The organism is Microbulbifer mixtoriginis (SeqCode) (genome assembly GCF_052467515.1).
The window spans coordinates 1,589,557-1,602,390 of the sequence record NZ_CP174314.1 but is presented as its reverse complement, the minus strand read 5'-3'; the positions used below and the strand labels follow the sequence as shown (position 1 = coordinate 1,602,390).

Annotated in this window: 8 protein-coding genes and 1 pseudogene; all 9 read left to right on the top strand. The window is 42.6% G+C overall.

What is annotated here, in order from left to right; translation table 11 throughout:
• Positions 1 to 174 precede the first annotated feature (174 nt).
• The 9 genes and pseudogenes from ahpC to ACJJIT_RS06815 all read left to right on the top strand — a co-directional run bounded on the left by ahpC (position 175) and on the right by ACJJIT_RS06815 (position 12,813).
• Positions 175 to 741 (top strand): alkyl hydroperoxide reductase subunit C, encoded by a 567-nt coding sequence (gene ahpC, locus ACJJIT_RS06855; RefSeq protein WP_444900417.1) that lies wholly within the window; start codon positions 175 to 177, stop codon positions 739 to 741.
• A gap of 77 nt (positions 742 to 818) precedes the next feature.
• On the top strand, positions 819 to 2,369 hold the full coding sequence (ahpF, locus tag ACJJIT_RS06850) for an alkyl hydroperoxide reductase subunit F (RefSeq protein ID WP_444900416.1): 1,551 nt from the start codon (positions 819 to 821) through the stop codon (positions 2,367 to 2,369).
• Between the two features lie 435 nt (positions 2,370 to 2,804).
• Positions 2,805 to 2,915: pseudogene (locus tag ACJJIT_RS06845) on the top strand (acetyl-CoA hydrolase/transferase C-terminal domain-containing protein); the annotation flags it as partial.
• 756 nt (positions 2,916 to 3,671) lie between these two features.
• Complete coding sequence (locus ACJJIT_RS06840; protein ID WP_444900415.1) at positions 3,672 to 5,201, top strand: lytic polysaccharide monooxygenase; 1,530 nt, start codon at positions 3,672 to 3,674, stop codon at positions 5,199 to 5,201.
• A gap of 1,260 nt (positions 5,202 to 6,461) precedes the next feature.
• On the top strand, positions 6,462 to 7,775 hold the full coding sequence (locus tag ACJJIT_RS06835; protein ID WP_444900414.1) for an acetyl-CoA hydrolase/transferase family protein: 1,314 nt from the start codon (positions 6,462 to 6,464) through the stop codon (positions 7,773 to 7,775).
• Between the two features lie 8 nt (positions 7,776 to 7,783).
• On the top strand, positions 7,784 to 8,632 hold the full coding sequence (locus ACJJIT_RS06830; protein ID WP_444900413.1) for an HpcH/HpaI aldolase/citrate lyase family protein: 849 nt from the start codon (positions 7,784 to 7,786) through the stop codon (positions 8,630 to 8,632).
• A gap of 22 nt (positions 8,633 to 8,654) precedes the next feature.
• Entirely contained in the window at positions 8,655 to 9,185 is a 531-nt protein-coding gene (locus ACJJIT_RS06825) for a MaoC/PaaZ C-terminal domain-containing protein (RefSeq protein ID WP_252082173.1), read from the top strand.
• A 318-nt stretch (positions 9,186 to 9,503) separates the two neighbouring features.
• The gene (locus tag ACJJIT_RS06820) at positions 9,504 to 10,934 is read left to right on the top strand and encodes an alpha/beta hydrolase family protein (RefSeq protein WP_444900412.1); all 1,431 of its coding nucleotides are present in this window, start codon (positions 9,504 to 9,506) and stop codon (positions 10,932 to 10,934) included.
• 451 nt (positions 10,935 to 11,385) lie between these two features.
• The gene (locus ACJJIT_RS06815) at positions 11,386 to 12,813 is read left to right on the top strand and encodes an alpha/beta hydrolase family protein (RefSeq protein ID WP_444900411.1); all 1,428 of its coding nucleotides are present in this window, start codon (positions 11,386 to 11,388) and stop codon (positions 12,811 to 12,813) included.
• The last annotated feature ends 21 nt before the right edge of the window (positions 12,814 to 12,834 follow it).

The window sequence follows — 12,834 nt, the reverse complement described above, 5'->3', positions numbered from 1 at the left end:
ACAAGGCTACATCAGCCAACTGGCGTCTTCCCTCTCCTAAAAACCAATGATCGATTGGAAAAATTTATTAGAAGCATTTATATTGATAATTTTTATTAAATAACACCTATCGATAGTATCAATGCCGTTCCAAAGACAAAGACTGAATAGAAAGTGATGAATAAGGAGTTATCCATGTCACGTTACATCGAATCCCAACTAAAGCCCTTTAACGCCAAGGCCTACCAGAATGGCGACTTCTTCGATATCAGCGACGCCGACGTAAAGGGCAAGTGGGCGGTGTTCTTCTTCTATCCCGCAGACTTCACCTTTGTATGCCCCACGGAGCTGGGTGACCTAGCGGACAACTACGAAGAGTTCAAAAAGCTAGGTGTGGAGATCTACTCCTTATCTACCGATACCCACTTCACCCACAAGGCCTGGCACGACTCTTCTGACACCATCGGTAAAATTCAATACCCCATGATTGGCGACCCCACAGGCACCATCACTCGTAACTTTGGAGTGATGATCGAAGAAGAAGGCATTGCCGATCGCGGTACCTTTGTCATCGATCCGGAAGGTCGTATCCAGATTGTGGAGATCACAGCCGGCGGAATAGGCCGCGATGCCAGTGAGCTGTTACGCAAGATCAAAGCGGCCCAGTACATCGCCGCTCACCCTGGAGAAGTCTGCCCTGCTAAGTGGAAGGAAGGTGAAGAAACCTTAGCGCCCTCCCTCGATCTGGTAGGCAAGATATAAACCCAATACCTCTGACCCGGCCCATCTAGATGGTGGGCCACAACCAAGCCTGAATTAGTTAGAGAAAGGACACACCGATGTTGGACGCAAACCTGAAAAAACAACTGGACACTTACCTGCAGAATATCGTCAAACCGATCGAGATTCGTGTGTCCACAGATAACAGCGAAAAATCGAAAGAGCTGGAAACCCTGGTAGATCAAATCTCCGGGCTCTCCAAAAAAATTACTGCACAGCCGGGCCAGGCCAAGCGCGCACCAAGCATGGCTATCGCCCCTGCTGGAGAGGAACCCCGCGTGAGCTTTGCCGGTATTCCCCTGGGCCACGAATTCACCTCATTGGTTCTGGCACTCCTGCAAGCGGGTGGCCACCCATCCAAGGCAGACCCGCAGCTACTGGAGCAAGTACGTAATCTGGAAGGTAAATTTCACTTTGAAACCTATATTTCTCTCTCCTGCCAAAATTGCCCGGATGTCGTACAGGCACTGAACCTGATGGCCACCCTCAACCCGAATATTACCCACGAGATGATTGATGGAGGGTTGTTTCAGCAGGAAGTAGAGCAACGCAATGTAATGGCGGTACCTGCGGTCTACTTAAACGGCGAACACTTTGGCCAAGGCAGAATGTCCCTTGAGGAGATTATTGGCAAACTGGATACAGGTACCGCAAAACGCAAAGCTGAAAAACTGAATGACAAGGCTCCTTACGACCTACTAGTCATTGGTGGTGGACCTGCCGGCGCAGCAGCTGCTATCTACGCTGCGCGTAAAGGTATTCGCACCGGGTTAGTAGCCGAACGTTTCGGCGGCCAGGTGATGGATACTGTAGGTATCGAGAACTTTATCTCCGTACCTTATACAGAGGGCCCGAAGCTAGCAGCCAGCCTGGAACAGCACGTTAAAGAATACGGTGTAGATATTATTACTGACCAACGTGCGGCAAACTTACAGCGCAATGAACTGGTAGATATAGAACTAAAGAGCGGTGCCACCCTATCCAGTCGCTCTGTGGTACTGGCCACTGGTGCAAGATGGAGAGAGCTTGGTGTACCTGGCGAAGCGGAATACCGTACCAAGGGCGTAGCCTACTGCCCCCATTGCGATGGGCCCTTCTTTAAAGGTAAGCACGTAGCGGTTATTGGCGGTGGTAACTCTGGTATTGAAGCGGCTATTGATCTTGCTGGAATTGTCGAACATGTCACCGTACTGGAGTTCGCTGACTCACTGCGTGCCGATGAAGTACTGGTGCGCAAGGCACAACAAATGGACAACATCGATATTATCCTCAATGCACAAACTACCGAAGTATTGGGGGATGGTAACAAAGTCAATGGCCTTGCCTACACCGATCGCAAATCGGGAGAGAGTAAAAAGCTCTACCTTGCAGGAGTCTTTGTGCAAATCGGACTAGTGCCAAATACAGAATTCCTCAAAGAGAGTGATGTCGTAATGAATCGTATGGGTGAAATTCAAATCGATGAGCGCGGCGCAACTTCCATTCCAGGCGTCTACGCTGCCGGCGATGCCACTACTGCCCCCTACAAGCAAATTGTGATCTCAATGGGCGCAGGGGCCACAGCGGCACTGGGAGCGTTTGACTACTTAATTCGGTCTTCTGTGGAATAAAGACTAGAATATCAAACGGCCGGTCATTGACCGGCCACTCACTCAATCTTCACCTTCTATTTCTCCACGCCACGCCGCTATAAGGGCTTTCCTGCCAAGTTCAATAACAATCTCTTTTACTTACCTTTTCGTAAAACAAATAGCCTACTGCCTATTGAATGGTTCACAAGCTCATAGTGACATCAGCAACTTCCTCATGGATACGTACAAATCGGTGTACATACAAGCAATTTGAGGCATTCCAACAAACAGACTGCTTTACTATTCCAGAATGAAAAATTGACAACTTGATCTCGGTTGGCCCCTTTATTGGGATCGATTTCAATGGGCTGGTTAACGTCAAATTTATTGATCATCAAATCCAGGTGTTGATGGTCAGCTGGATTTTATAAAAAAATATTAGCAAGTGGCCCTACCATTTAAAAGGGAAGCGTTTCAAAAATTGAGCCTCGATTAAATACAATCCCAACAGACTTGAGACTTGATGTTGACTACATTGTTACAGAATATGGCTACTGTCAATTAATGGGAAAATCCACGACTTAACACACACGCACTGACAACATTGCTCACACAAGCTTTAGAGAAGGCCTGTTCAAGTGGGCAGAGAACACAACCTTAAATAAACCACCAAATAAGTGCCCTAAATAAAATTCCCACAGTGCCTTTAACCCCAAGCAATTTACCTGAAGCCCCTCAAGCAAACTGAAAGCGTGTTATGCCAAAATCGTCACAGTGTGGCCCTGTGGTCATTGAGTCACGATGTTTGCAATAAAAAGAAATGACCATACAGACTCTCCAGTTTTGTTATCCATCCCGGCCACTAAAACCAAACGTTCACGAAGCCACATATAAATCCGCTAAAGAGAAAAAAACCAGAAGTTTTACCCTTAACATCGTATTTTGACTTTATTTGGCTGAGATATCGGGATCAGAAAGGAGATATCTAGACCCAAATAGCAGAGCTGGTCATAGGCAATTTAGCCAGAAAGTGAAACCAAGAAGTTAGATTTTACCCTACCAACGGGAACCCACATCCAAACCGAATGTCTGTTTGAGTGGTGCAACTGAATAAACACAAATATTAATTCGAAATTTTTTCACATTTTTTACGTAATAAAAACTCAACCTTCGTCACAGTTCACACTGGATTTTAAATTTAGAGTGTCACTTAGATTTTTCGACATCATCTAGAGGAACACTCTACAAACAGATTTTTATTACAAGAATTCAACCACCATGAAACACTCTTATTCACGAAGTTAACGGACTCACAAAAATAGAGATACCAGGAGTAAATCCATGCTACTAAGAACAAAATGTGCCATTGCCACATTACTACTGATGCCTTTCAGCTTGCAGGTTCAATCTCACGGCTGGTCTGAATACCCAAAGGCGAGGCAAAAAATATGCTATGACCAAGGGAATGTCTGGTCTGGAACTCCCCCAAATCCTGGCTGTGCGTTAGCAAAAACCATCTCTGGGTCTTATCCATTTCAGCAACACAATGAATTTTCCATCAACATTCCTGACTACAATAATTTTACGGCCGTAAAAGCAGCCATTCCAGATGGAACACTCTGCTATGCCAATGACCCACAAAAAAAGGGCATGGGTGCAGCTACAGACACTTGGAGCCGAGTTGAAGTTAACGCTGGAACCTTTGAATACGTTTTCAATGCAACCGCACCGCACAACCCCTCTTTTTGGCAGTTTTATCTAACCAAACCCAACGCTGACCTTTCAAAGCCTCTCGCCTGGGATGACTTGGAGCTTATTCAGGAAGTGGGCGATGTGCCAGTTGTGAATAGCCAATACCGAATGAATGTTACGATCCCTCAAGACAGGGTAGGCAATGCGATTTTATTTGTACGCTGGCAACGAGTAGATGCAGCGGGTGAAGGTTTCTACAACTGTAGTGACATCACCATTGTAAATGGTGATGTTCAACCGCCTACCGAACCTGATCCGGGTACAACAGAACCATACCTTATTCAAGGCAACACCTTTATCCCGCAGGGTATTAATATCGATTCAGTAGCTGTAGGGGATACTGTCAATTATGCGGTCTTCAATAAAAATGGTGAGGAACACTCATCGTTTTCATTAGCAATTACTGAGGACAATAAAAATGATTGGGATAGACTGCTAGCATCTCAGATTACTGGCTGGTATCAATCCAATCACAATGGAAATGTCTTTATCGGTCGCTGGCATGAGGAAATGAACCATTACATGTATTTCCAAGGCGACTTGCATGGCAACTATTTTAACTCTAAAGATGCACGCGCTTCAGGCCAGTTCAGCATCACAAGTAATGGCAGTGAATTGATTGCGTCTATTACGCCCAAGGTGTTAAAGCCTCTCGACATAGCCAAGGTAGAGCACGGTGAATTACTGGTGCTCTCTACAGGAGAAAGCACAGGAAACATCACAGATACCCAATGGTCACAAGTGAGTGGCAGCCCAGTGGAGACAGCAGCCGGGCCGAGTGGTGCATTGGTTATTGACACTTCAAGTTTAACCAATGCCCGACACGAGTTGAGTTTTAAGCTAACCGTAAGTAGTAGTTCTGCCAATGATGATGAGGTCTACTCCTTTGTCGTTGAACCCTCGACACCCACAGATCCCACAGATCCCACAGATCCCACAGATCCCACAGATCCCACAGATCCCACAGATCCCACAGATCCCACTATTCAAACCTGGGACAGTAACCAAATCTACACTGCTGGGGACACGGTAAGCCATAATGGTAAAACATGGACTGCCGGATGGTGGACCAGGGGTGAAGAGCCAGGCACAACCGGGCAATGGGGTGTTTGGCGCTAAGTAATCAATCAATAATTTATCTCACAGGCTTCGGGGGTTTATGGCAATAAGCCCCCGTTTTTTAAATACCAAGAATTTAAAAACTCGATTAAACCTACGAAGGCACTGACGAATTTTTTATACAGCCCTCCTGAAAGCCCTCTCAAATCTGGTTTATGATATTTCACGGTAGCTTTACATCGCTACAATTTATAAGCTGAATTTCTAACTATCGGCAAAACCATAATCACCAAAATAAACCAACAATTTTCTAGATTATATTCCGCCGCTCACACAAACCTGATCAAACTTCTATTCCATATCACGCAAATACATGATTGTTGAATCCATTCACGATCTCACGCAGAACACAATCAAAGCAGAGCATCACAATTCATTTCCCATAAATTTAATTGACATTGCCAATATTTATCTTACGGAGAGAGTCAACTCTCTAGTGAGGAATAAAATAATATTAGAAAATGTTTCATAACTTGAAATCAGTTATTCTTACGATCGAATAGAATGATAAGAACAGTAGGTGCGAGTAGAGTTAAGTCAGAATTAACAGACACTCAGTGGAATTTCTTGAGCCATATCTTCCCCCAACTAAAACGTGACAAAGGTAGCCCCAACCTCATTGATAACTCTGTTTATTTTTAAGACCTCTTGTGGATTTTGCACTTAGGGACAAGATAGAAAACAAAGAAACGACGCCTATTCGTACAACAAAGCTCCGAATTGGGAATCCGCTACGATACAGCCTGCCCGCCGTAAAATTGGCCTTATTTCCCCTCACCGCAGGAATAGAAAGACACCTTCGAAAAAAATGGCAGAAGGTTTATAAAGTATGTACAACATCTTAAGTTTCAGCGAACTTTAACATGACAAGGAAACTGCCGTCGTCCGGTAGAATCGCTATGTATCAACTTAAAGAGCATTTTTCTATATTGCCTGAAAATCAACTGATTTAATGAAGCTTTGAAACAGTTACTAGAAAAATAGTCGCGAAACAACCCCAATATATCACTTGATCGATCTTAGCCCTCTAAATGTCACCTATAATGCCCTGAAACAATGGCATAGATGCGTAGCAAGGCAAGGTAAATCTGCAGAATATTCATCTTCCCCAACAGGTCAAAAGTATAATTTAATCCTTACGAAATCTACTTTATTAAAAATATTTCAAACCCTACATATAAAAATCAAGGCTCACGGAAGACAATAAATCCACCAAAAACACGGCAAGAACCCACCTAAGGCACCGAAAATTTAGCCACTATGAATCACGAAGATCAATACCACAGAAAGCTAACCACAGCCGATAATGCCGTAGCCTCTATACCCAGCGAGAGTATCATCTCCATGGGTATGCGCGTAGCAACCCCGCCAGCTTTACTTAAAGCTTTAGAAAACCGGGTTCGGACAGGCGACATAAAAAAACTCATGGTTTATTACATGCGTTGTGGCGGTGTCGCGATGAAAACAATCTTTCAGGAGGACTTGCTAGATCGCGTCAGACCCTTCTCATCCATGCTTACCAAAGACGAGGTCAAGCTTGCAAAGAAAGGCTTCGCCAAAGGAAAGAAGTATATCAATTATGTTCCCATTTCTTTTAGTCGATACCCGGAAATTATAAAAAGGCAAGTGGATCTAGATGCTTTCCTCGTAACTGTATCCCCAATGGATAAATATGGATATTTCAATTTTGGTACTAGTGGAGATTATGCGATTGAGTTATCCAGACATGCAGACCAACTCATCGTTGAAGTCAACAAAAACATGCCGAGAACTTCTGGGGGCACATTACTTCACATTAGTGAAGTAGATGCAATTATAGAAAACGACACTTCATTAATTGAAGAACCGCAAAGAGAAACCTCTGAACTGGATAAGAAAATTAGCGATTATATTGCACCGCTAATACCCGATGGCGCCACAATTCAAATGGGGATTGGAGGTGTTCCCAATGCCGTGTGCGAGCAGCTGAGAAACAAGAAGGATCTAGGGATACATACAGAGGTCATTACCTCCGGAATGATAGACCTAATCAAATCTGGTGCGGTTAATAATTCACGCAAAAAACTAAACGCCCACCTCAATGTGTTCACCTTTGCTATAGGGGATAGGACACTCTATGACTTTATTGATAACAACCCTTCAATGGCCTGCCTTCCAGTCTCCTACGTGAATGAACCACAAACTATTGCTCAAATTGACAACATGATCTCAGTCAACTCCTTTATTGAGATCGATTTCAATGGGCAGGTAAATGCAGAATTTATCGATCATCAATTCTCTGGGGTGGGTGGACAACTGGATTTTATCAGAGGCGTATATTACTCAAGAAATGGTAAAACTATATTGGCGAGCAGTTCTACGGCACAGGGAGGGAAAATTTCCCGGATTGTACCGCGCCTAAATACAATCACAACAGACTCTAGACTGGATGTTGACTATGTCGTTACTGAGTACGGTTGCTGCCAGCTTATGGGTAAATCAACCACAGAACGCACACATGCTCTAATTAACATTGCACACCCAGACTTTAGAGACAACCTGATAAAACAGGCTAAAGAACACAACTTTATCTAACCAAGCATATGATCAACCTACACATTTATCCTGCACTACTTTTTACGCCAGGCAATAAGCCCAATCTTTTTCAGAAAGCAACAGAGGTAGAAGCCAGCGCAATTATTATTGATCTCGAAGACAGTGTACCTGCTAGTGATAAGCAATTAGCCAGAGACAATGCTATTCACTACTGTTCCAAGATCCAAAGCGACAATACTGCCAACATTATTCGAATCAACCACCTAACGAGCAATGAAGGACTAAAAGACATACTTGCCATTACTACAACCAAGTTACAAATCGACGCTGTACTTTACCCAAAGACAGAGTCTCCTAATGATATCCAACAACTTGGTAAACTCCTCGCCCAAACTTATACAGACATAGCCATTATTGCTTTAATCGAAACTGCCTGTGGAACAATGAATATCCACAATATTGTTAAGGACAGCCCCAAAAAACTGCAGGCCTTAATGTTTGGTGCCGCAGACTATGCCAACGACCTCAATTGTGACAACTCAATAGACGCCCTAAGCTCTGCACGTAGTAAAATCGTGGAAGCTTCAACAGCAAACAATCTGGCCTGCTTTGACTCCCCCTATTTTGATTTCAATAATGAAGATGGACTAAATAAAGAACTAAATATCGTTAAGGGGATGGGATTCAATGGCAAGGCCGCCATTCACCCCAAACAAATTTCTGCTATCAAGTCTTCTTTCAAGCCTACTCAAGAACAATACGAAAAAGCAGAGAAAATAGTAGAAATCTATAACAATTCAAAGGGTAAAGCCTGTCAATACCAAGGGGAGATGATTGATGTACCGGTTTACTCCAAAGCAAAGCAAGTTATCTCTATATTCAATAAACTTAGCTAAAACCTAAAGGGAAGTGGTGGTCATGCAATTCCAGCCATATAAAAAAATTAACGATAATCGCTACCGGGAAGACTTTGGATTTTACTTCGAAGACTTCACAGAAGGTATGATCATTGAACATCGTCCAGGTAGGACATTAACTCGAACAGACAATACCTGGATGACGCTATTAACAATGAATACGGCACAGTTACACTTTGATGCCCACTATGCACAAAAAACCGAGTGGCAGTTACCGCTAGTGGATAGTACTTTAACCCTGGCGATTATAACTGGAATGACAGTAAACACTATCAGCAAGAAGGTAGTAGCCAATTTAGAGTGGGATAAGGTACAGCTACTGAAACCTGTTTTTGAGGGGGACACCATCTACGCAGAGAGTGAGATCCTATCTAAACGAGAATCGCATTCCCGCCCCACTCAAGGAATAGTGACGGTTGAGACTCGTGGCTTCAAGCAAGATGGCGAGCTATTTATGCGCTTTATGAGAACAGTATTAGTGTATAAGAAAGGACACTCACCAAACTATAACATTGACGAAGCCTCAGAATAACTCTGAGATTCCCCTGACTTTTAGAGCGATTGACAGTAAGAGTGGTCCTTTTGAGCTACTTATGCTGTATGCTCAACTGCTAAAACTGACCGTCTACACAGAACCATCTTTCGCCTAACGAACAAAAACAAGCTGAAAGGACATTACCCAAAGTAACTGGCACGATAGAACCTGTTTAATTTTCGCAGGACCTAGCCATTCATCATCTTTCTTTGCCGCTCATCCATTATATAAAACCTCCCCTACTAAATTAACTGCACAAAGTTAATCAATATCTAGAATGCCAGCCATTCAACTAACCTTATGGAATAATTACTGATGCAAACGATCAAAACGAAATTTAGAGTTACCAAGTGGCGATTAAAGTCATTAATCCTAGCCACTTTATTGACTTCCAACGCTATGGCCACTGACATTGAAGGCGACTGGAGATCGATGCTTAAAACAAATGATGAGAAGATAATACCAATAGTGATTCAACTAGAGGAGAATAGCGGTGAATGGACTGGCGTATTAAATAGCCCATCTTTGGAGGAAATGAAATTAGACATTACGGGGCTGGAGGTTATAGATAATAGAATTGTTTTCGAGGTAGAAGCCCTAGATATCAAATACGAGGGAAGTTACATTAATCAGGTAGACCTAATCGCTGGTGCAAACATTAAGAAAGGCGCATCATCTCTTACATTTTTTAGCAGAATAAATGACCATATTGATGGTTCTAGCAATCATTCACAAACACAAAAAAAATCTACTCCATATATTATTGAAGATGTCAATTTTAAAAATAAAGAGACAAGCAATCTAATTTCGGGAACTTTAACCAAGCCAGCATCCAGAATTAAAGCAACGGCTGTTCTTATCAGTGGTAGTGGTCCCCAAGATAGAGATGAATCTCTTTTTGGACATAAACCTTTTGCCGTAATAGCCGATCACCTAACCCGGCAAGGATATGCAGTATTACGCTACGATGACCGAGGCGTTGGTGGATCTAGTGGCAGCTATCAAACAGCAACTACAAAAGACTTCGCAAGTGACACCAGTGCAGCTGTTGACTATTTGAACAGCCGTAGCGACCTACCTCAGGGTAAAACTGGCTTAATTGGCCACAGTGAAGGCGGTATGATAGCTCCTATGGTTGCCAGTAGGCGTGATGATATTGCATTTGCCATTTTACTTGCTGGGCCTGCAGTTAAAATACCAACTATGCTTGCTGATCAGTGGTACCGTGGTCGTAAATTTAATGGTTTATCCGAAGAAATATTAAGCAAACTCAAAGAGTTAGATAAGGAAATCCTAGAGAAAATTGGTAATCTTGAATTAAATGAACCGCTTAATGATGCCATTCAGGATCTTATTTATTCCAGCATCAGGCTTGAGGGGGTGCCCGAAGAAGACATAAATACCCAATTTGAAGAGGTAAAGAAAGAGTACTCTCTTTTGATATTTCGTGATTACTTAAAGTTCAATCCAGAATTCTATTTAGAACAAATAAAAGCTCCGCTATTGGCTCTTAATGGTTCTTTAGACTTTCAAGTTGATGCAAAAATGAATTTAGGTAATATACAATCAGTGTTAAATAGAACCGGACATAAAGATTTTACGGTCATTGAACTTGACAGAATGAATCATCTTTTTCAAATAGCTAACAAAGGTTCAAGTACTGAGTATGCTGAAATAAAAGAAAGCTTTTCGCCAAAAGCATTACATGTAATTTCTGAATGGTTAAACGAACGATTCAAAATCTAGATTTGACTAGAATTTATGGCTCCAATTTGGGAGCCATTTTATTACATTCAAACGAAATGCTATTTAAAAAAATCAAATCGAGTGGGTATACTTAAATTAACCTAAAGATTAAAATCTATTGGGAAAACCTTATAGATATTGATAATAAACGCCCCATACTGGAGCTGATAATTAGTAAACCCTCAAAGATCTATCGGCCGACTAATTCCCTTATAGAGAGATCGATCACAGCAAAACTAGAATACTTTGCACCCTAGTCTCAAGTCTGTGGTCAACCACTTTATGAGCAAGATATCTATTTGAATTTCCTATTCAGAGTAATCCTAGACCGCTCATCGCCCCTCCCTACCATTCATCCCCTCAGGAAGCCACTCCTACTAAATTTATAACACCAGGCTAATCGACAGGTAGAATATCAACCATTCAACAAGTAGGTACAGGAAGAGTACAAATGCAGCCTATCAAAACACTCTTTGCAGAAGCCAAGTGGCACTTGAAAACAGTAATCCTCACAACTGGCTTAATATCAACCAATGTAATGGCTTCAGGTTTAGAGGGGGATTGGAGGTCCGTAGCCCAGATTAATGGTGAAAAGAATATACCTGTAGTCATTCACCTGGAAGAAGATAACGGTATGTGGAAAGGCTCCTTAGATAGCCCTTCCCTTGGGGCTAAGGGAGTAGAAATATCTATGCTGGAAATCCGGGACAGCAGTATCACTTTCGAAGTAGAAGACTTACAGATTAACTACAAAGGCACTTACAGTGCAGCAGTTGATCTTGTATTTGGGTTTATCAGCCAGGAAGTGACATCCCCTCTGAACTTTAGCCGGGCATCTGAAGATGCAAAGAACAGGACTAGCAATCGACCCCAAACACCAAAGGGCCCATTTCCGTATGCTATAGAGGAAGTAAGCTTTAAGAATGCTACGACAGGCAATATCATTTCGGGAACACTGACCAAACCAAAGTCTAATATCAAAGCAACTGCTGTTCTTATCAGTGGTTCTGGGCCTCAAGACCGGGATGAAACCCTGTTTGGCCATAAACCATTTGCGGTAATCGCCGATCATTTGACACGGCAAGGATATGCAGTATTTCGCTATGACGACCGCGGTATTGGCGGCTCAAGTGGTGATTTTCAAGCAGCAACCAGCAAGGATTTCGCCAGTGACGCTAACGCAGCTGTAGATTATTTAAACAGCCGTAAAGATCTCCCAAAGGGTAAAGTTGGATTAATTGGACACAGCGAAGGCGGTATGATAGCTCCCATGGTTGCCAGTAGTCGAGATGATATTGGATTTACCATCTTACTTGCTGGACCTGGAGTTAAAATCCCTGAGCTACTGGTTGATCAGTGGCACCGAAATCGTAAGTTCAATAACTTACCTGAACAAAATATGCAAAGACTTAGCCAGTTGGATAAAGAGATTTTTGAGAATATTGCTCAACTCGGAATGAATGAAAGTCTCAATGATGAGATTCATGAGCTGCTTTATGAAAGCGTGAAGCTCGAAGGCGCTCAGGAAGAGGAGTTGGATGCTCAGGTTGAACAACTCAAGAAGCAATATACTACTCCTTGGTTCCGCTATTTTGTTAAGTTCAATCCTGAACCTTATTTGAAACAAACAAAGTCACCTCTTCTGGCTCTTAATGGCTCACTTGATTACCAGGTTGATGCAAAAATGAACCTAAGTAATATACAATCAATATTGAGCAGCGCTGGACATAAAGACTTTAAAACTATCGAGCTGAATAAAATGAACCATCTTTTTCAAATAGCCAATAAGGGCTCATTTTCAGAGTATGCCGAACTAGAGGAGAGCTTTTCACCTATTGCTCTCGAAGTAATGTCCTCGTGGCTGAATGAACGTTTTTAACCACAACAAGAAAAAGCAACT

Coding starts and splice junctions, on each gene's coding strand:
- ACJJIT_RS06835 (WP_444900414.1), top strand. CDS start 6,462: ATGAATCACGAAGATCAATACCACAGAAAGCTAACCACAGCCGATAAT.
- ACJJIT_RS06815 (WP_444900411.1), top strand. CDS start 11,386: ATGCAGCCTATCAAAACACTCTTTGCAGAAGCCAAGTGGCACTTGAAA.
- ahpF (WP_444900416.1), top strand. CDS start 819: ATGTTGGACGCAAACCTGAAAAAACAACTGGACACTTACCTGCAGAAT.
- ACJJIT_RS06825 (WP_252082173.1), top strand. CDS start 8,655: ATGCAATTCCAGCCATATAAAAAAATTAACGATAATCGCTACCGGGAA.
- ahpC (WP_444900417.1), top strand. CDS start 175: ATGTCACGTTACATCGAATCCCAACTAAAGCCCTTTAACGCCAAGGCC.
- ACJJIT_RS06840 (WP_444900415.1), top strand. CDS start 3,672: ATGCTACTAAGAACAAAATGTGCCATTGCCACATTACTACTGATGCCT.
- ACJJIT_RS06820 (WP_444900412.1), top strand. CDS start 9,504: ATGCAAACGATCAAAACGAAATTTAGAGTTACCAAGTGGCGATTAAAG.
- ACJJIT_RS06830 (WP_444900413.1), top strand. CDS start 7,784: ATGATCAACCTACACATTTATCCTGCACTACTTTTTACGCCAGGCAAT.